Here is an 18,391-nt window from a genome sequence, read left to right on the forward strand (position 1 = left end):
CCGGAGCCGGCCGGACAGGCGACGAACTGGACGGCCGGCCGGATCGTCCCTACCCACGGACCTCTCACGGATCTCTCACGGACCGATCGCATCAACGAGCAGCACAACACCTGCACTTGACAACGCCTTCGGCCGCGGAGAGCTGGTTCATCGTCCGTGAGAGTTGGCCAGGCCGGGTGCCTTGGCTGACGGATTGCCCGCGTGATGTGATCGCATCGTCACCGCTGTCCACACGTGTCCACACGCTCCCCGACGGCCTGCGAATCACGCGCGAGGCCGACGCCGAGCGACCACCCACGACGGGCCCGTATCCAGGAGCAGGACGCCGGAACGGCACACCGGAACGGGAAGGGGAGACCCCTGATGACCGCGCTGCACATGACGGTGTGGGACGAGACCGGCGGGCAGGGAGTTCCCGCGGTCTTCGTGCACAACATCTTTACGTGGGGCAGCGACGAGGCGTACGGCTTCGCGGCCCAGCGGCCGTTGGCCGACCGCAACCGCCTGCTGCTGGTGGACCGTCGCGGCTACGGCCACAGCCCCGACACCGGCCGCAGCGACTTCGACACCGACGCCGACGACCTGGTGGAACTGCTGGCACGGCTGGACAGCGGCGCGCACCTGGTGGGCCACGGCAACGGCGGTCTGGCCGCCATGCTCGCGGCCGGGCGCCGTCCCGACCTCGTGCGCTCCCTCACGCTGATCCAGCCCGCCGCGTTCTCCGCAGCTGCCGAACACCCTGTGGTCGAGGCCATGTTGCACCGGGTGCGAGGCAACGCGAGTGTGCCGGATTCGGTGACGCCGGAGCAGTACCTGCGCGCCTCCACACAGGGCCTCGGGATGGCCATGCCCGACCCCACCCCTCAGCGCCTGCGCGCCGTGGCCACCTCGATGCGCGAACGCCCGGTATGGGAGGCGACCGTGCCGCTGACACCGTTGCGGACCGCTCCGTGGCCCACGCTGGTGATCTGCGGGACCTGGCAGGACGCGCCGGAGCCGTACCGCACCTACGCGGGCGAACCACTGATCGCCTGCGCCGTGGCCGTCGCCGACACAGCCGGCGCCCAACTCCTACGCGTACCCGGCTACTACCCGCACACCCAGCAGCCCGCCACCGTCAACGCCGCCCTGCGCGAACTGTGGGGATAGCCGACGCCAAGCGCTTCGCCACCCCGGACAAGGTCCTGCCGGTGCGCCGTGCTCACTGGCCAGGATGCGGGAAGTTGCATCGAGCAGCCATGCGTACCGCGGTCGTGACCACGCGCCATCGGTGACGGCGATCGTCTTGACGGGACGCTGGTGGGAGTGCGGCCTGGCGTCCTGCCGGCCGAGCGCGTGGCGGGCGAGGAAGCGGGCGGGGCAGTCGGCCGGCGCGCGGAAGCCGCGATTGAGGTGGGCCTGACTGCTGTAGCCGCACCGGTAGGCGATCTCCGACAGTGGATGAAGACCGCCCGGCTCCCACGGTGACCTGAGTCGGGCGCATCGGAAACGGGCGGGCGCAACGGAAACAGAAAGAGCACGGCACGGGCCCGTCGACGGTACAGAGCGCCCTTGGCTCCCTCGACGCCTCAACAGTGAGCGGTGCGGCCATGGTCGGGAGTGAGGAGGTAGGCGAGCGCCATGTCGCTGAGTTCGTCCGCGTACCGGCGTTGGGCCGCCTCGCCAGTAGCGGGGTCGGGCCTCACGGAGTTGGGGAGACGGCCCGCACGCCGTTGGCCACGGAGTGCGGACCGGCGTGGACGATCGGGACCACTAGAGCCAGACGGGCGGATCCCAGTAACTGGCGGGCTTGTTCCTGAGGATGCGTCGGATGGCAGCGATCATGTCATTCACCTCCCTTCATGAGCGTGGGGTGACGGGGGGGCTTGTGGGTGCGCCGAAGGACGAAGGGGCGAGGGTGGACGGAGCCGGACACCAGGGGCCGGGCATCGCCGCCGCTGATGGTCAGGTGGGCGTCCTGTGCCAGGGCGGTGACCGCCTCGGTGATCAGGCTGTGGGCGACGGCCGCGCCGGCGCAGGTGAACGGACCAGTACTGAAGGGCAGGTAGGGGCCTTGCCCACCTGGCTCGTTCCAGCGCTCGGGCCGGAACAGCTCGGGCCGGTCCCAGCGGCGCGTGTCGTGGTGCAGCAGGTAGGGGCTGACCGACAGAATCGTGCCCGGCGCGAACGACTGGCCGCCGAATTCGAGAGCATGGGGGACAGGCCGGCCGACCATCCAGACGAACGGACGGTGGCGTCCGGCCTCGCGCACCAGCGACTCCGTGGCCCAGGGCCATGGCGGGCCGGGCGGGTGGTGCAGGCAGGCCAGCAGGAGCGACCACGCCACCGCGTAGCCGATGTTGCCCACGATCGACTGGAACAGCAGCACGTACAGGTCCGTCACGGTCCGGTCGGTGGTCCCCTCGGGGCAGGCTCCGACCACCGCGTCCAGAACATCCCGCGGCTCGCCCGCTCCGGAGCCCTCCGCCCGGCGGTTCCGCACATGTTCGGTGATCGAGGCCAGCAGCCCGGGGCGCAGCATCTCCACCCGTGCCCGCTGCCACATGTACCGCTGGCGGGCGGTCAGTCCGCCCGCTACGGCCTTCGCCATCAGCTGCCGCAACGCCGTCGGCGCGTCGGGGTGCAGCAACGCATCCGCCGTGCACCGGTAGACCAGCGACGGTCCCGCATCGGGCCACTGGCTGACCGGGCCCAGTCCGGCCACCGCCTCGGCCAGGCACTGACGGTAGACGGGCAGGTGCGCCCGCATCACGTTCCGGACGGCGCGGCCGAGGGCGATCTGGGCGGGCCGTGAGGGCAGCATGTCCCCGAAGAACGTGGAGACGCCGGTGTGAAAGACCGGGTCGTGCAGCACCGTGAGCGCCAGTTCGGTGTCCCTCACACACCAGGCGCCCCAAGGGAGCCGGAACACCTCCGCCGGGCTCCGCCGGGCGCGGTCCTCGATGTACGCCAGCGGATCACGCCGGAACCGGCGCATCTCCCTCACGCTCACCGCACGCCTCCACAGAGCCGAAGGGGCATCAGTCGGGTCATCCGCCATCGCCACTGATGCTGCTGCGGCCTTACCCGTCGGCGACCTTGCTCCATGCTCCTGGGAGCGGGAATTCACCCGTAAGGATGAAGGTGGCCGCTGAGGTCGTCGCCCTCCTGGAACCCGTTTGGGTGAGGCTGAACCGGATAGCCGTCCCACCGAAGCGGCGGGCGCGACCGCTCGTGCAACCGCCGGCCTGGGAACATCAAGACGTCCCTTCGGCAGGGGAAGCTGCGGTATCCGACAAGCATCCGCTCGCTCCTGGAGCTGGCTGAACCAGATGCGGTAGGTGAAGGGGAGGGACGCCAGACCGAGGACGCAGAATACGAGTCACACCAGCCACGCCGGAGGGAAGTAACTCGGCAGCGGCCAGGCATCGTTGAACCGCACGCCCATGCGCACGTCCATCACCACGACGAGCGGGGGACCGATCCAGGTCGCTCCGGCTGTCCAGTCCAGTCGGCCGCTGCCCCAGTACGCGGCAATGATCACGCTGAAGCCGACGTGCGCCGGGACGTAGAGCCGGCCCCGCCCATCCTTCCCCCGGCCCGTTGGAGTAGGCGACGCCTACCGTGGAGCTGGTGATGGTCACTCGACGGCTCGGCGTCCCCGGTGCCGGTGTCGTCGAGAGCGACGAGCGGGTAGGGGGCGGCGCCGAGGGGGAGCCTGAAGGTCAGGCCGCCCCGGCTGTCCGGTCGGGGGGTGAGCCGGTCCCGCAGGTTCTCGAAGTACGGCGCCGTGGTCAGTACCGAGACGTGGTCCGTGTACCAGCCGTCGGTCTCCTTGCGGAGCATTTCCTCCGACCGCATCAGGTCGATGTGGGCGGCGACGGCGGCTTTGCTGTCGAAGTGCGGGACGGGTTGGCCGGTCAGGGACACCGCGCTGTCCAACGCGGACCAGATGAAACGCTCGACGCCGGCCCGCTCCGCGGCGGCCAGCAGGTGCAGCCCTTGCTGATACTCGCCCACGGCGCTGCCCGTCGCGAAGAAGTCGGTGTTGGCGAACACGCGGTCGGCCTGCCCGATCAGGGCGTCGAGGGCCGCCGAGCCGTAGCGGACCAGTCGCACGTGGTCGGGCGCGGTGGCGGCGAGTTCGGTGGCGTGGGCGGACTCCGGGTGGCGGGTGGGGACGGTGACGGTGGCGTCGGCGGTGGCCAACAGGTGTTGGGCCGACCATGCCCGCGAGGAGCGGTCGGCCTCCGGCATGGGCGTGGACGGTCAGGCGGAAGACGCCTGGGCCCGGGGCGGCGAGCATCTGGTCCAGTAGCTCACGGTGCAGGTCGCGGTAGGCGTACGGGCCGGCCGCAGCGTCGCGGACGTCGGAGTGGTCGCTGTGCATGAGGGAGACCAGAGGGCCGTGAGTGGTGGACAGGACCTGCGGGAGGTCGTGGTCGCCGTGGTCGCCGGTCCAGCGGTAGCCGGCCTCGGCGAGCAGGTCGTCAGTGCGCGTCGAACCGGTGGCGCGTGGGCTCATCCATCCCGTCGGGCGCATGCCGGTGACGCGGCGGAGGATGTCAGTGCAATGACGGATATTGGTCCGCTCGGCATCGACATCGAGCAGCGCGGGCACCACGTCCTGGGCCCAGGAGTGTGCGGCGATCTCGTGCCCCGCCTCGTGCACGGTCATGACGGTCTCAGGGTGTGCCCTGGTGGCCACAGCTCCAACGCGACGGTGACCAGCGCGACGACCTTCCGCCCGCCCGGCCATTCGGTCTCTGCCCGCATTCGGCTCCCATGCTCAGTAGCTTCCGCCGTGGACGCTAGTCAGGCGGTAGGTACCTCCAGGTTCCTGGCGGCGGGCTACCGTCGGGGCATGCGTGAGTACTCCGGCAGCGTCTTCCTCGCCGACTGCCCGGCTCGGCTGGCGATTGAGATCATCTCCGACAAGTGGGCGGTGGTCGTGCTGTTCGCGTTGAGCCGGGAACCGTGCAGGCACGGCGAACTGGTCGACGTGATCGGCGGAATCTCGCGGAAAGTGCTGACCCAGACGCTGCGGCGGTTGCAGGGGTACGGCCTGGTCGACCGCCACGCCGAGGCCGGGAAGGTCGAGTACGTGCTGACAGACCTGGGCCGGACGCTGGTGAAGCCGATTGCCGTGCTGACCGAGTGGGCTCACGAGCACGGCGCGGCCGTGGTGGAATTCCAAGAGTCCCAAACGGACCAAGAGTCCCCAACGGGCCAAGTCGGCATCGATGCCGCCATCGAGACCGGAGCTGAGGCGGCCCGGGGTATCGCTCGCGCCCTGGCCGGCGACGGCGTCTGACCGCAGTCGTTCACGCGACGAGAGGCAGGCCGTCGAAGGATCGCGGCCGACTGGCGCCCGTCATCCGCCGCCCGTGGGGCAGATGGCGGGCAGCGGGCCCGTCACTTACGAGCCGGACGCATGGCGGGCGCCCGGAGGTGGAGCGATCAAGGTGATGGCGGCGTCGAGGAGGGCCTGGACCCGGGTCGGTGTGAACCTCTCCGGCTCGATGGGGAACATCATCATCCAGCCGTCGCCGATGGCGCCGAGTTGGTCGGCGAGCAGGTCGGCGGGGATGTCGTCGCGGATGGTCCCCTGCGCCTGCCCGGTTGTGAGGAGTGAGGCGAGCGCGTCGCGGTGGCGGGCGTAGCGCTGCTCGATGACGGCGGCGAAGGCCGGTTCGTACCGTGCGTGGACGAGCAGTTGGGACATCACGGGCCAGAACTCGGGATCGTCCGTGGTCCGCAACAGCCACCGCTCCAGGATCGCCCTGACGTCGGGTTGGCCCCGGCCGGCCGTGAGCATGGCGTCGAAGCCGTCGAACCGGTTCTCGGCCAACGCGGTGACCAGTTCCTCCTTGTTCGCGAAGTAGTACGTCACCGCCCCGGTCGTGCATCCCGCGCGGTGGGCCACCTTGCGCAGTGAGGTGTTGGCGTAGCCCTCCTGCGCGATCACCGAGGCCGCCGCCTTCAGCAGCTCGGCCCGTTTCGCCGCACGGTCGCCCGTCGGGCGGCCTCGCCGCACGGCCGGCCCGGTTCCACCATCGTCGTTCGCTTGTCGCGTCGGGTTGTCGGACACCCTGCGATTCTGCCACATAATTATCGTAACTACTGTTGTGGAAAATGCTGAGGGCTCGTTACGGTGCTGCCACCACCTGCCCTACGGGAGGAACGCCCATGCAGGAGTCAGTGAGGGATCAGCTTCCAGGCACTCCCGAAAGTGAACTCGTCGCAGACCATCCGCGGTTCCCGCCACGGCACCCAGTACGACGGCACCACCTTCGCCAACCCCGGCGACCCGGCCGAACCCCTCCACGGCGGTGGCGTACTGCCGCGCCTGCCGGACATCGACGCCGAACTCGCCCGCAACGGCGTTCTCTTCGTCGAGGAGATGGCGAAGCTGACCACGTTCCATACCGTCTCCGGGACGGCATGAAGGAGTTCGCCCGGGTCAAGGAGTCAAGGACGAGTGCATTCCTGACCGTTACCCGGCTCTGCGCGACGCGCACCCGTTTGACCCGTACACCGCAGGTTGACCCGTACACCGCAGGCCGCGGACGAAGGAGTGAGGACCATGACCACCACGGGATACACGGAAGCGGAGTACGGCGGGGTCACCGTGCTCGTCGGCGGCGAGCGGGGCGCCTACCCGTTCGGTAATTCCCTGCTCGTGCGCGGCACCGACGCCACGCTGGTCGTCGATCCGTCGCTGTCGCTCGTCGCATCGGCGCCACCCGCGGACGTGGTCCTGGTGAGCCACGCACACGAGGACCACATCGCCGGACTCGGCAGCTACGAGGTGCCCGTCCATGTCCACGAGGGTGACCTCGCCGCACTGCGGTCCCGCGACGTCATGGTCGCCGGGTTCGGCCTCCCGCCCGACGCCGCCGACCGCGCCGAGCGGATGCTGCGGGAACGGTTCCATGTCCAAAGCCGTCCGGATGCGAAGGGGTTCACCGACGGCGCCGTGTTCGACCTCGGCGGGCGCACCGTGACCGTCGTGCACCTCCCCGGCCATACCGCGGGCCACTGCGGCTTCCTGATCGAGCCGGACGGTTTCCTGTTCGTGGCGGACATCGACCTGACGTCATTCGGCCCCTACTACGGGGACGTCGGCAGCGATCTCATGGACTTCGAGGCGTCCTTGCGCCGGTGCCGGGAGACCGACGCCCGTTGGTACGGCACGTCCCATCAGAAGGGTGTGATCGAGGGCGCCACGGAATTCCGCAGGCGGCTCGACGACTTCGCCGGGGTGATGGAGAAGCGGGACGCGGCGCTCCTGGCGCTCCTTGGCGAGCCGCGGACCGTCGCGGAGATCGGCGAGCACCGGCTCGTTTACCGGCCGCACGTCGAAGGTGCGCACGTGGAGCCGGTCGAGCGGCGGACGGCGGCGCAACACCTGGCCCGGTTGACCGGCAGAGGTCTGGTCACGGAGGTCGAGCCCGGACGGTTCCGCGCGACGTAGCACGCGCGCCGGACGCGCCGCGGTCCCGCCACCACGACGACGAGCCGGAGTGCTCGTAACATCGGCCGGGATCCGCCCGTCCAGCGTCGCCCGTCACCACGATGACCGACCGTCCGGAGAGGCTCGTCCGTGCACCACTGGCTTTCCGAACGGCGCCGATCGGCGGTGAGCCTGGTCATCGCGGTGTGCGCGGCAGCCGTCCTTCCCAACGACAGCGTGGTGCAGCTTTCGGCAGCAGATGTCGGCGTACTCGTTCTCTTCGCCTACCTGCTTCCCTACCTCGCCCTCACCTTGACCGCCTTCTTGTGCGTGGTTCCGGAGCAGGTCCGTTCGTGGGCGCATCGCGAAGCTCGCGGCACGTTCCTCCAGCGCTACATCTTCGGGACCGCACCCGGGCCCGGGGCGTCGCTCTTCATCGCGGCTGCCGCGCTGGTGGTGGCGGTGTTGTGGCTTCCCGGCCACCTCAGCACCACGTTCTCCGTCCTCCCGCGCACGCTGGTGGCTCTCGCTCTGGTCGTCGTCGCCTGGATCTGCGTGGTCGTGGCCTTCGCCGTCACCTTCCAGGCCGACAACCTCGTGGAGAACGAGCGGGCACTCGACTTCCCCGGAGAGCAGGTCCCGGCCTGGGCCGACTACGTCTACTTCGCCTTGGCCGCGATGACGACGTTCGGCACCACCGACGTCAACGTGACCTCACGGGACATGCGACGGACCGTGGCGGCGAATACGGTCATCGCCTTCGTCTTCAACACCGTCACGGTCGCAAGCCTGGTAGCCGCGCTGGACCGCCGTTAGCCCACCGGCGAAAACGATGCGGTGCCACACGGCATGCCCGCGCTTGTTCCCGCTGCTCAGCAGACGTGACCCAGCCGTTGTCGCGGCGCAGGCGGGCAATGACCGGATGATCCTCGGCCAGCGGCGGCGGCGAGCCGGGGTCTCGCCGCCGCCTTGTACGCGCCCCCGTTCGAGGCCCTTCACTTTCGCCGGTCTGACCGGTCTGGCCGGTCTGAAGTGCCGGGTGCGGCGCACGGACGTGGCGCAGCCGGGCTTCAGGCCCTGCGGCGGTGCAAGCGGTCCGAGATGCGGTCGGCCGTCCAGGCGGCGTGCAGCGTCGGCGTGCTGAGGAGGGACGGAGCGAACCGCGGTCGCGCACGCCATACGGCGGCGAGGTCTTCGTGCATCCGGTCGCCGGAGAGCCGGTCGGCGAGCAGCGTGCCGAGGTAAGGGGACTGGGCGAGGCCGTGGCCGTTACAGCCGATGGCGTAGAAAACGTTCTTCGTCGCCTCGCCGGCGACCGGCAGCAGCGACGACGTCATCGCGATCCACCCGCCCCAGGCGCGTCGCGGTGCGACGTCGCTGAGCGACGGGAACCGTTCATGGAAGCCGCGGACGAGGTCCGCCACGACCGTGTCGTCCGGCTCACGGGTGCCCAGCGCTCCCGGCGCCGTCCGCAGCCGTCGGGTTCCGAACATGACCGTGCCGCGTGGCGTGGGCCGGTAGTTCTCCAGGATCGTGTGCGGGGTGATGATGCCTACGCGCCTCGTCCAGCCGGTCGCCGCCAGGCGTTCGGGGTCGACCGGTTCGGTCTCGACCAGGCTGGTCCAGATCGGTGTGACCATCCGCTTCGGGGCGATCGCGAGATCGCGGGAGTAGGCGTTGGTGGCCAGAACCACACGCTCGGCGCGGACGCTGCCGCCGGGCACGCTGACGACGGCTCCCGAGGCATGGGGCTCGACCGCGCGCACGGCGGTCCGCTCGTACACCCGCACGTCCGATGCGAGAAGCGCCTCGCGCAGGCCGAGCGCGAACTTCCCGGGGTTCAGCAGCCCGCCGGCCCGCTCGAAGACACCGCCGAGGAATGACTCCGGCAGGCCGAAGTCGCGGCCCTCGACGAACTCGACGTCCGCCCCCGCGCTCCGGAGGATCTCGGCATTCCGCCGGGTGCGCCTGAGTTGTCCCGGGGAGACGGCGGCGATGACGTTGCCGGTCGGCTCGTACTCGCAGTCAATGGCGAGCTGTCCGATCAGGTCCTCGGTGAAATGGGCCGCCTTGTCCGCGTAACGGATGAGGTGCGGCAGGCGGCGTGCGTACAGCGTTTTCAACAGCTGCGGGTCGCCTGCCAGCGCGTTCGACAGATACCCGGCGTTGCGCGAGCTGCCGCCCCATCCGCAGAACCCGGACTCCAGCAGGACGACATCGGCGCCTCGCTCGGCCAGCCGCAGCGCCGCCGCCATGCCGGCGTAACCGCCCCCGACAACGGCGATGTCGCACGTGAGCTCCTCTTCCAGCATCGGCGCGAAGTTGGTGGGCCGGTCGGCCCAGCCGCTGAACGCCGAGTACGTCACGCCGGCGAAGCCGGCCCCGCTCACTGCAACGTCGTACATGTTGATACCGGCTTCCTGTCGTGAGTTCAGAAGATGGCGGCACCGTATCGAGCCGGACGAATTTACACAACACGCGTTATGGAAAATGTGCCCCGCCGCCCGTGCCGGCTGCCCGAAAACCGCCCTGCCGGGGCGGCCTTCCCGTCCCGCACCGGCCGTAGCGGCAGGCATGGTCCGGTGCCGGACGAGCCCGGCGGGAAGCGGTGACGGTGGGCAGCGGATCCCACCTGCTCCGCCGACAGTTGGGGGAGTGCCGTCGTCCAGCACAGTGCGGGTGAACCCGGGCGCGCGGCTGACCTACCGGAGGGCGCGCTGCCGACGTACCGGGCGGAGCGGGCCGCTTGGACCCCTCGTGCATGCGCAAGGGCACGTGCGTGCAACACGTTCAACAGGAGCACCGTGGCCCGCGTCTTCCGGCGGGGTGGTTTCCGGGTGCTTCATATCTGCTGAGAGGCCGTCCCGACGGCCCTTTCTCTGATGGTGGAGGTTGCCGTGCACGGTTCCGCGGACAGGTCCACTCCTGTTCCTCTGATGCAGTTGACCAGTGGGTTCTGGTCGTTCAAGACCTTTGCTGCGGCTGTCGAGTTGGGCCTGTTCACCAGGTTGGCCGACGGGCGCGCGGTCACCTTGGATGAGGCGGCAGCGGATCTGGACATCCACCCGCGGGCGGCTGACATGTTCCTGGCCGCCTGCGCCTCGCTGGGCCTGCTGGAGAAGGACGGGGGCCGGTACCGCAACTCGCCCTTGGCGGAGGAGTTCCTCGTCGAGGGTCGCCCGCACTATTTCGGCGGATTCGTGCGCTTCTGTGACCACCGGGAGTACCCGGCGTGGCACCGGGTCGTCGACGCCATGCGGACCAACCGGCCGCTGACGTGGGATCCGGCGACGCAGGACTCGGTCTTCGCTGCCGAGGACCCGGAGATGATGGAGCTGTTCTGGGAGGCCATGCACTCCATCTCGTCCTTCACCGCCGCCGCTCTGGCCGATGCGTACGACTTCAAGGCCCACGTGAGGCTTCTCGATGTCGGCGGCGGCTCAGGCGCCTTCCCCATCGAACTGTGCACGCGCTACACACATCTGTCGGCCACCGTGCTCGACCTGCCCCACGTCTGCGAGCTCACGCAGGAGAGGATCGCCGCCGCAGGGCTGGACGAGGTCATCGACACCGTCGGCGGGGACTTCCGCGCCGATGCCGCCCTGCCGCGGGGTTACGACGTGATCCTGCTCAGCATGATCCTTCATGACTGGGACGAGGCCACCGGACGGGATCTCCTGCGTAAGTGCAGGGACGCCCTGGAGCCCGGCGGGACGATCGTGATCTGCGAGCTGCTGCTCAATCCCGAGCGCACCGGCCCCGCCCCCGCCGCCTTGATGGGCATGAACATGATCGTCGAGCTGGAAGGGGGCAGGAACTACTCGGAAACCGAGTACCTCTCCTGGCTCTCGGATGCCGGATTCACCCAGCCCCGCATCCTGCGGTTCGACGCGGCGGGAGCCAACGGCGCCGTCATCGCCACGAAGTAACCCCACCCCCTCACGGCGAAGGAGTACACCGTCATGGCAGACAGACGCGTTGTCATCACCGGCATCGGAGCCATCACCCCCGTGGGCCTGACCGCCCCCGACACCTTCACCGGCCTCACGGCAGGGCGGAGCGGAGTCGTCGACACCACTCGCTTCGACCCCACGCACTGCCCGATCAAACGATCCGGAGAGGTCTCCGGCTTTGAACCGTCGGCGTACGGCATCTCGCCGCGCGACCTTCGCACGCTGGACCGCTACCAGCAATACGTGATCGCGGCGGCACAAGAAGCCCTGGCGGACGCCGAATTGGACATACCTCCGCGGGAGATCACCTCTCGCAAGAAGAACGGCCGCACGTTCGACCGCTACGGGGCGGCGGTCGGGGTCGCGTTCTCGTCCACGGAAGTACTGGGGCGTCAGCTCAGGGTCCTGGAAGGGAAAGGGGCGCGCCACATCACGCCGCGCCTGTTCAACCAGACGCTGCCGAACGCGGCCACCTCGGTGCTGTCAGTACGGTTCGGGCTGCGCGGGCCGCTGGTGACCGTCTCCGGTGCCTCCGCATCAGGCCACGACTCGATCATCGCGGCCTATGACCGGGTGCGGCACGGCCGTGCCGAGATCATGCTGGCCGGCGGAGCGGAGTCGGCGATCACCGAAATCATCGTGGCCGGGTTCGCGGCCAACCACACCGGCTCCACCCAGGGCGCCTGCCGCCCCTTCGACGTGGACCGTGACGGCACCGTGCTGGGTGAAGGCGCCGGCATCCTGGTCCTGGAGGCGGCCGAGCACGCCGCCCGCCGAGGCGCCCGTATCCACGGAGAGATGCTCGGGTACGGACAGCGCGGCGACGCCTACGACATGAGCGACATCCCGCCCGACGACGCCCCCGGCATGCGAGCCTCATTGGAGGAGGCACTGGCGGATGCAGAGCTGCGACCGGAGGACGTCGGCTACGTCAACGTCCACGGCACGGGCACCAAGTCGAACGACCCTGCCGAGACGGTGGCACTGCGCAAGACCTTCGGCGAGCACATCGAGGAGCTGCGGGTCAGCGGCATCAAGGGAGCGACCGGGCACATGCTCGGCGGCTCCGGTGCGGTGGAGGTGATCGTGGCGCTGCTGGCCAGCCGCAACGACCAGGTCCCGCCCACTCACGGGCTGGTCACCCCCGCTCCCGAGTGCGACCTCAACCACGTCGTCGGCCAGGGCGACAGCCACGCAGTGCCCGCGGCTGTGTCCACCTCGGTCGGCATGGGCGGCAACAACTCCGCCATCGCCGTGCGGGGCGCGTGAGCACTGTGGGCATGCCGAAGCTGGTCGACGTCCACGCCCACTGCCTCCCACGGGCCTACCGGCAGGCCGCGCACGACGCGGGTCTGACCAGCTTCGACGGCGGCTTCCCCATCCCGTCCTGGAGTATTGAGGCCGCCCTGGACTTCATGGACAGCCACCGCATCACCGCCCAGGTCCTCTCGGTGACCTCACCGCCGGTCCACGTGCTGGCGGGAGCAGACGGGGCGGCGGCACTCGCGGCCCGGACGAACGAGGAAATCGCCGAGATCGTCACCCTGCACCCCGACAGGTTCACGGCCACGGCGGTGCTGCCCCTGCCCGATGTGACCGCGACGCTGAAGACGATCGGCCACTGCTTCGACGCGCTGGGCATGTGTGGAGCCACCCTCTTCACCCACTACCAGGGCCACTACCTCGGAGACCCGCTCTACGAGCCGGTCTTCGCCGCCCTCAACGACCGGCACGCTCTCATCCTGCTACACCCCACCTCCCCGGTCTGCGCCGAACAGACCCGGCTGGGGCGCCCCGCACCAGTCATCGAGTTCCCCCTCGACACCACCCGCGCCGTCGTCAACCTCCTCTACACCGGCACCCTCCAGCGCTACCCGAACCTGCGCATCGTCGTCCCCCACGCCGGCGCCGCCGTCCCCGCCCTCGCCTGGCGCATCGCCCACTTCGCCGATGCCCTCCCCCTCCCCGGCAAACAGGACACCCGCACCGCCACCGCCGTCATGGCACAGCTCCACGCGCTCTACTACGACGTGGCACTCAGCGCCAACCAGCATGCGCTCGCGGCCCTGCGTACCGTCGCCGACCCGGCACGGATACTGTTCGGCAGCGACTACCCCTTCGCCCCGGAATCCGTGGTGCAAGACAACATCACCGGCCTGGCATCCTCCTCCCACCTGACGGAGGGCGCCCGCGAGGCCATCGGGCACCGCAACGCACTGACGCTGCTGCCCGCCCTGCGCCACAGGTGAACAACTCCCTCAACTACCCGTATGGGAGCACCCCCAGATGGTCTTGCAAGGGGGTGATGTCGGCGTCCCGGTCATACGGCTCGTGGGTGAAGTCGATTCCCCGGATTCTCCCCAGGAGGAGCCCGCCTTGCAGACGAGGGGTACGTGGCCGTCGGCCTGTCCGACGAGATGCTGTAGGCACGTTGAGTGACTGCGGCAGGAAACACCGGTTACGAATCCTGGGGTGACGACACCAGGTCCGCCATCACGCGGATGCGCGCCGCCGGAGTCGCCAACACCCTCACGGCCGACGCGCCCAACTGGGGCCAGGACTGGTCCTTCACCATGCGCGACGGTGCGAAGGAGGTATTCGCCGCGGACCCGGACAAGAACACCGTCTTCTCGATCCATATGTACGGCGTGTACGACGCGAAGCGTGAAGTCAGTGACTACATCAACCGGTTCACGGAAGCCAAACTCCCCCTCGTGGTAGGCGAATTCGGCGACCGGTATTCCGACGGCGACCCCGACGAGGACGCGATCATGGTCACCACCAGGTCCCTCGGGGTGGGGTACCTGGGATGGCCCCGGAGCGGGAACGGCAGCGGCGTCGAGTGCCTCGACCTGGTCACCGGCTTCGACGCGGGCCGGCTGACCCCGTGGGGTGAGCGCCTGTTCAACGGCCCCGACGACATCAAGGAAACCGCCGAGGAAGCCGGCGTCTTCAAGGGCACGGGGCACGGCGGCTCCGGGGCCCGCACCACCGGCTGACGCCCGCCGCAGGGGCTCAGCCATGTTTGATCCCCCTTTCGCATTTCCGCAGCCTGACCTCGGTCAATACGCCAATGTGGCAATATCACTTGATCGGCAGTTGTGTTGGCTCCAGAACTCCGGGAAATGCTTGCGGCGGGCAGGTGGCCCGCACCTGCGAGAGCGAAAGGGTTGATGTGCGATGGAATCCGTGGACCAACTGGGGGAGACGTACGAAGTGCCGACGCTGATGGAAGCCGGCTCCTATGCCGACTTGACGCGCGGCTATGTGGAGGGGGGTGCGACCGAGCCTGTACCGCCACCGTTCAACTATTACGACGAATAGGCGTTTTCGGCTGGTGGGTTCGGTTGGCCATGAATGGTTGTGCCGCGACCGGGCCCGGTTCACAGGGCCCGATCGTTTCCGTTGGTCGAGGTGTTGAATGACCGGCGGAATTGATGCCGGCCTTTCCGGTTCCGTCCGCTGGTGCGGCCTCTTGCGACGGCGGTTTTCCGATCGGCGGAACCAAGGTGGTGCGGCGGCGTGCCGTCGTACCACCTTCTCTTCGCTCGGGAACAGGAGTGGTCGATGCCGGGTGGGATGTGGTTCGCGGTGTTGCCCGATGGTGATGCCGGTGTTGCCGCGGCGCGTGTGCTGCGGCCCTTCGCGAGGAACGCCGTCGATCACGCTTCGGGACGGCCGTGGCTGCTGGGTAGCTGGCCGCAGGGACAAGTGGTGCTCGGGCAGGCGGGGTTGGCGCGCCTGGCGGTGATCGGCCGCTGCCCGGTGGACGCGGCGACGTTGTCGTCCCGGCTGAGCCGGGTATCGCAGATCTCCGGTGCGGAGCAGGTGGCCGTCGGGCTGGCAGGCAGTTTCCACCTGGTGGCGTCGATCGGCGGCCGGGTGCGGATGCGGGGCGGCGCGGCGGGTGTGCGGAGGGTTTTCCACGCCCGGGTGGCCGGAGTGACGGTGGCCGCCGGCCGGGCGGACGTACTCGCCGAACTCACCGGAGCAGGCATCGACGACGAGGTCCTGGCGCTGCGCCTGGCGACGGTGAACCTGGCCTACCCGCTGGAGGACCGCTGCGTGTGGAAGGGCGTTTCCGGCGTGCGGCCCGACGACGCCCTGGTCCTTCAGCCGGACGGTGACGCCCGCACCGAGCGGTGGTGGAGCCTCCCGGAGCCCGTGATGCCCTTCGACGAGGGCGCGAGTGCGGTACGTCAGGCGCTGGGTGCCGCGGTGGAGGCGTGCATCGCGGGTGGCGGCACGATCAGCGCGGACCTTTCGGGCGGGCTGGACTCCACCAGCCTGTGCTTCCTGGCCGCCCGGGGCCCCGCACGGTTGGTCACCAACGGCTGGCAGGGGAGGGACGAAGCGAACGACGACGGCCTGTGGGCACGCCGAGCCGCCGCCGAACTCCCCGACGCCGACCACGTGGTCACCGGCCACGACGACCAACCCACCTGGTACGCAAACATGTTGGAAGCACGTCTGGCGACCGAGGAGCCCGGCGGATGGGTGTGTGATCACAAAAAGTTCCTCGGGACACTCGGACGGATGGCCGCCCGGGGCTCACGCCTGCACCTGATGGGCGGTGGCGCCGATGAGCTGTTCACCCCTATGCCGTCCCACCTGCACGATCTGGCCCGTGCTCATCCGCTGACCGCACTCGGCACCCTCCACGCGCGCCGTCTGTTCCGTCGGTCCCCACTGCTTCCCGTGCTGCGCGCCCTGTGCGAACGCTCCAGCTACCCGACCCAACTGGCCCGTAGCGCCGAACGCCTCGCCTTGGCACCCGCGGCGTCCCACGCGCCCCCAATGGGGTGGGACACCGAGGTGCGGATGCCGCCGTGGGCCACCCCGACGGCTGTGGAAACGGTGGCGGCGGCACTGCGCCGAGCAGCCGCGCAGGCACCGGCCCCCCTCTCGCCACACCGCGCGCTGCACCGCGCGCTGCAATACGTACGGACCGGCGGGAACGCCATCCGGCAGATCGACCAGTTCACGACCGACACCCTGGGCATCGGCTACACCACGCCCTACCACGATGACGCCGTCATTACGGCGGCACTGGCCGTCACACCGCACGAGCGCACGACACCCACCCGGTACAAACCCCTTCTCAAGGAGGCGATGCGCGACATCGTCCCGGGCCGCATCCTGACCCGCACCACCAAGGGCGAGTACAGCGCCGACTCCTTCACCGCGCTACGCCGCCACCGGGACGAACTGCTGGAACTGTTCGACGACTCCCAGTTGTCCCGCATCGGCCTCATCGACACCGACAAGCTGCGCAACGCGCTCCGCGGCTACCCCGACCACCATCTGCACCGCTCCCTGACGCCGACCCTGAGCTGCGAAGTCTGGCTTCGCTCACAGCCCCGACCGTCAACCGAACCACCGACCGCCACCAACACCCCCACCGCCATGGCCACTTAAGGAACACCATGAGGCTCGCACTCGGCCCTGACATCAGCACCACGGACACCGATGCCGGCATGGTGCTGCTCGACGAACGCTCCGGCCGGTACTGGCAACTCAATCCCACCGGCGCACTGATCCTGCGCACCCTGCTCAACGGCGGCATCCTCCAGCACGCCGCGGCGGAACTCGCCGACCGCTATCCCGCACTCACCCCGGAGCAAGCCGGCCACGACGCCGCCGCACTGCTGGAGTCGCTGCGCACCGCAGGGCTGGTGACGCGGCCATGAGCGTGCCCTTCGCTCCCGAAGACCGCCCGTCACTGTCCCCGCTCCACCGCGTGGCCCCCCTGCTCGCCGTCGCCCTGGCCCGTGCTCTCGCCCACCTGCCACCCCGCCGTATCCGCGGCGTACTCCACATCCTGCGCAGCCGTACCCGGCCCGCGACCGGCGAACAAGCCCTGGCCGCCCGGCAGGCCGTCATCGCCGTGAGCGCACGCTGCGCCGGAGAGGGCTGCGTACAACGCTCCCTGGCCACCACACTGCTGTGCCGGATCCGCGGGGTGTGGCCGACCTGGTGCACCGGAGTCCGCAGCGACCCCTTCCGCGCCCACGCCTGGGTGGAAGCCGACGGCCAACCCGTCGGCGAACCCCCCTCCACGGCCCTCTATCACCGGATCATGAGCGTCCCCAGCCTGCCCGACCAGCCGTGACCGACACGATCCGGCGCTCCTTCGGCGCCGAGGGCAGCGCCCGCGCTCAGCCACCGGGCTCGACTCGCGGGCGGGCTACCCGTCGTTGCCGGATGGCTCGGGTGTGGTCGCAGGGACGCGGGTGAGGTGGAAGATGAAGTTGTCTATCGGGTCGCTCTGACCTGCGGAGATGTGGCGATGCAGGTTTTTGACCTGTGTAGATGTGTCTTTCGGCGTCTTTCAGGATCGTGTCGCTTTACGCGGCCGATTCTCCCCACACGCTCCCCAGCGACGTCCATACTCCCCAGATTCTCCCCGGGAGGAGCCCGCCTCGCAGATGAGGGTTACGCGGCAGCCGCCTATCCGGCGAGCTGCTGTAGGCACGCTGAGTGACTGCGGCAGGCAGGCTGCGGGGTGAGTTCGCCAGCGGATTCTTCGTCTGCTGGCGGTACACGGCTCACGGCCCTGCTGACCAGGAGAGACAGGGGAAATAGCGCAGATGGGCGTCGAGTTGCTCCGTGCATGGTCCGGATCTCGGGGCGGGCTGCAGGAGTTGGGCACTGCGGCCGGCGCAGAGTCGCGTTGCCGCGGTCGGTGCCCAGCTTCGTGTCGGAGCGCGTTGTCATCGCTCTTGAGGCGGGCGGCGGTGCGGTCCCACCTGGCACAGGTTGTCGGAAGCGTCTTCTGGCGTCCACGTGGTCTAGGCACTGTTTCTCGGATCTCCTGGCGTGGACGGGGTGTTGGGGTCAGGCTGGCTGTATGGGCCGTGGGGATTTGACGAATGCGGAGTGGGATCGGCTGGAGTCGTTCTTGCCTCGTGGTGGTGCGCGTGGGGGCCGGTGGAGTGATCACCGACGGGTGATCAACGGGGTGCTGTACCGCGTCCGGACGGGGGTGCAGTGGCGGGATCTG

Annotated in this window: 19 protein-coding genes and 1 pseudogene; 14 read left to right on the top strand and 6 right to left on the bottom strand. The window is 69.4% G+C overall.

The window, feature by feature from the left end:
- Positions 1–363 precede the first annotated feature (363 nt).
- Positions 364–1,149: an alpha/beta fold hydrolase gene (locus tag ACIBK8_RS33560; RefSeq protein WP_399046217.1), complete on the top strand. Its 786-nt coding sequence runs from the start codon at positions 364–366 to the stop codon at positions 1,147–1,149.
- A gap of 676 nt (positions 1,150–1,825) precedes the next feature.
- Here the strand turns inward: ACIBK8_RS33560 and ACIBK8_RS33565 are convergent.
- From ACIBK8_RS33565 to ACIBK8_RS33580, 4 genes and pseudogenes are all read right to left on the bottom strand, one after another.
- Positions 1,826–2,992: a cytochrome P450 gene (locus ACIBK8_RS33565; RefSeq protein WP_399046218.1), complete on the bottom strand. Its 1,167-nt coding sequence runs from the start codon at positions 2,990–2,992 to the stop codon at positions 1,826–1,828.
- Positions 2,993–3,361: 369 nt separating this feature from the next.
- Positions 3,362–3,523: a hypothetical protein gene (locus ACIBK8_RS33570; RefSeq protein WP_399046220.1), complete on the bottom strand. Its 162-nt coding sequence runs from the start codon at positions 3,521–3,523 to the stop codon at positions 3,362–3,364.
- Positions 3,520–4,236, bottom strand: coding sequence for an NmrA family NAD(P)-binding protein (locus ACIBK8_RS33575; protein ID WP_399046221.1), 717 nt, complete (start codon positions 4,234–4,236; stop codon positions 3,520–3,522). The genes ACIBK8_RS33570 and ACIBK8_RS33575 overlap by 4 nt, the downstream gene beginning before the upstream one ends.
- A 265-nt stretch (positions 4,237–4,501) precedes the next feature.
- Positions 4,502–4,738, bottom strand: a pseudogene (locus ACIBK8_RS33580) (polysaccharide deacetylase family protein); the annotation flags it as partial.
- A 105-nt stretch (positions 4,739–4,843) separates the two neighbouring features.
- Here ACIBK8_RS33580 and ACIBK8_RS33585 point away from each other — a divergent pair.
- Positions 4,844–5,293, top strand: a complete 450-nt coding sequence (locus ACIBK8_RS33585) for a winged helix-turn-helix transcriptional regulator (protein ID WP_399046223.1) — start codon at positions 4,844–4,846, stop codon at positions 5,291–5,293.
- Between the two features lie 105 nt (positions 5,294–5,398).
- On the opposite strand, the gene ACIBK8_RS33590 is transcribed toward ACIBK8_RS33585, so the two are convergent.
- Complete coding sequence (locus tag ACIBK8_RS33590; RefSeq protein WP_399046225.1) at positions 5,399–6,016, bottom strand: TetR/AcrR family transcriptional regulator; 618 nt, start codon at positions 6,014–6,016, stop codon at positions 5,399–5,401.
- Positions 6,017–6,211: 195 nt separating this feature from the next.
- Between ACIBK8_RS33590 and ACIBK8_RS33595 the strand changes: the two genes are divergently transcribed.
- From ACIBK8_RS33595 to ACIBK8_RS33605, 3 genes are all read left to right on the top strand, one after another.
- The gene (locus tag ACIBK8_RS33595) at positions 6,212–6,427 is read left to right on the top strand and encodes a hypothetical protein (protein WP_399046227.1); all 216 of its coding nucleotides are present in this window, start codon (positions 6,212–6,214) and stop codon (positions 6,425–6,427) included.
- A 138-nt stretch (positions 6,428–6,565) separates the two neighbouring features.
- Positions 6,566–7,456 (top strand): MBL fold metallo-hydrolase, encoded by an 891-nt coding sequence (locus tag ACIBK8_RS33600; protein ID WP_399046229.1) that lies wholly within the window; start codon positions 6,566–6,568, stop codon positions 7,454–7,456.
- Between the two features lie 129 nt (positions 7,457–7,585).
- A complete protein-coding gene (locus ACIBK8_RS33605; RefSeq protein WP_399046231.1) occupies positions 7,586–8,251 on the top strand; it encodes a DUF1345 domain-containing protein in 666 nt (221 codons plus the stop codon).
- Between the two features lie 254 nt (positions 8,252–8,505).
- Here the strand turns inward: ACIBK8_RS33605 and ACIBK8_RS33610 are convergent, their stop codons facing one another.
- A complete protein-coding gene (locus tag ACIBK8_RS33610) occupies positions 8,506–9,840 on the bottom strand; it encodes an NAD(P)/FAD-dependent oxidoreductase (RefSeq protein WP_399046232.1) in 1,335 nt (444 codons plus the stop codon).
- Positions 9,841–10,371: 531 nt separating this feature from the next.
- Here ACIBK8_RS33610 and ACIBK8_RS33615 point away from each other — a divergent pair.
- From ACIBK8_RS33615 to ACIBK8_RS33655, 9 genes are all read left to right on the top strand, one after another.
- Positions 10,372–11,364: a methyltransferase gene (locus ACIBK8_RS33615; protein WP_399046234.1), complete on the top strand. Its 993-nt coding sequence runs from the start codon at positions 10,372–10,374 to the stop codon at positions 11,362–11,364.
- Between the two features lie 33 nt (positions 11,365–11,397).
- A complete protein-coding gene (locus ACIBK8_RS33620; protein WP_399046236.1) occupies positions 11,398–12,657 on the top strand; it encodes a beta-ketoacyl-[acyl-carrier-protein] synthase family protein in 1,260 nt (419 codons plus the stop codon).
- A gap of 11 nt (positions 12,658–12,668) precedes the next feature.
- Positions 12,669–13,637 (top strand): amidohydrolase family protein, encoded by a 969-nt coding sequence (locus ACIBK8_RS33625; protein ID WP_399046238.1) that lies wholly within the window; start codon positions 12,669–12,671, stop codon positions 13,635–13,637.
- 186 nt (positions 13,638–13,823) lie between these two features.
- Complete coding sequence (locus ACIBK8_RS33630) at positions 13,824–14,387, top strand: cellulase family glycosylhydrolase (protein ID WP_399046240.1); 564 nt, start codon at positions 13,824–13,826, stop codon at positions 14,385–14,387.
- 181 nt (positions 14,388–14,568) lie between these two features.
- Positions 14,569–14,712 carry a lasso RiPP family leader peptide-containing protein gene (locus ACIBK8_RS33635; protein WP_399046242.1) on the top strand — a complete coding sequence of 48 codons (144 nt, stop codon included), beginning with the start codon at positions 14,569–14,571 and terminating at the stop codon, positions 14,710–14,712.
- Positions 14,713–14,955: 243 nt separating this feature from the next.
- Entirely contained in the window at positions 14,956–16,806 is a 1,851-nt protein-coding gene (locus ACIBK8_RS33640) for an asparagine synthase-related protein (protein ID WP_399046243.1), read from the top strand.
- Between the two features lie 8 nt (positions 16,807–16,814).
- Positions 16,815–17,078: a lasso peptide biosynthesis PqqD family chaperone gene (locus ACIBK8_RS33645; RefSeq protein WP_399046245.1), complete on the top strand. Its 264-nt coding sequence runs from the start codon at positions 16,815–16,817 to the stop codon at positions 17,076–17,078.
- Positions 17,075–17,500, top strand: a complete 426-nt coding sequence (locus ACIBK8_RS33650) for a lasso peptide biosynthesis B2 protein (RefSeq protein WP_399046247.1) — start codon at positions 17,075–17,077, stop codon at positions 17,498–17,500. Before ACIBK8_RS33645 ends, ACIBK8_RS33650 begins: the two co-directional genes overlap by 4 nt.
- Positions 17,501–18,238: 738 nt before the next feature.
- Positions 18,239–18,391, top strand: a 153-nt coding sequence (locus ACIBK8_RS33655) for a transposase (protein WP_399046252.1), incomplete at its 3' end; no start/stop codon positions are given.

Source organism: Streptomyces sp. NPDC050161, from assembly GCF_044460025.1.
Lineage (GTDB): Bacteria > Actinomycetota > Actinomycetes > Streptomycetales > Streptomycetaceae > Streptomyces.

Coding starts and splice junctions, on each gene's coding strand:
- ACIBK8_RS33560 (WP_399046217.1), top strand. CDS start 364: ATGACCGCGCTGCACATGACGGTGTGGGACGAGACCGGCGGGCAGGGA.
- ACIBK8_RS33650 (WP_399046247.1), top strand. CDS start 17,075: ATGAGCGTGCCCTTCGCTCCCGAAGACCGCCCGTCACTGTCCCCGCTC.
- ACIBK8_RS33600 (WP_399046229.1), top strand. CDS start 6,566: ATGACCACCACGGGATACACGGAAGCGGAGTACGGCGGGGTCACCGTG.
- ACIBK8_RS33620 (WP_399046236.1), top strand. CDS start 11,398: ATGGCAGACAGACGCGTTGTCATCACCGGCATCGGAGCCATCACCCCC.
- ACIBK8_RS33625 (WP_399046238.1), top strand. CDS start 12,669: ATGCCGAAGCTGGTCGACGTCCACGCCCACTGCCTCCCACGGGCCTAC.
- ACIBK8_RS33635 (WP_399046242.1), top strand. CDS start 14,569: ATGGAATCCGTGGACCAACTGGGGGAGACGTACGAAGTGCCGACGCTG.
- ACIBK8_RS33575 (WP_399046221.1), bottom strand. CDS start 4,236: ATGCCGGAGGCCGACCGCTCCTCGCGGGCATGGTCGGCCCAACACCTG.
- ACIBK8_RS33615 (WP_399046234.1), top strand. CDS start 10,372: ATGCAGTTGACCAGTGGGTTCTGGTCGTTCAAGACCTTTGCTGCGGCT.
- ACIBK8_RS33610 (WP_399046232.1), bottom strand. CDS start 9,840: ATGTACGACGTTGCAGTGAGCGGGGCCGGCTTCGCCGGCGTGACGTAC.
- ACIBK8_RS33585 (WP_399046223.1), top strand. CDS start 4,844: ATGCGTGAGTACTCCGGCAGCGTCTTCCTCGCCGACTGCCCGGCTCGG.
- ACIBK8_RS33645 (WP_399046245.1), top strand. CDS start 16,815: ATGAGGCTCGCACTCGGCCCTGACATCAGCACCACGGACACCGATGCC.
- ACIBK8_RS33640 (WP_399046243.1), top strand. CDS start 14,956: ATGCCGGGTGGGATGTGGTTCGCGGTGTTGCCCGATGGTGATGCCGGT.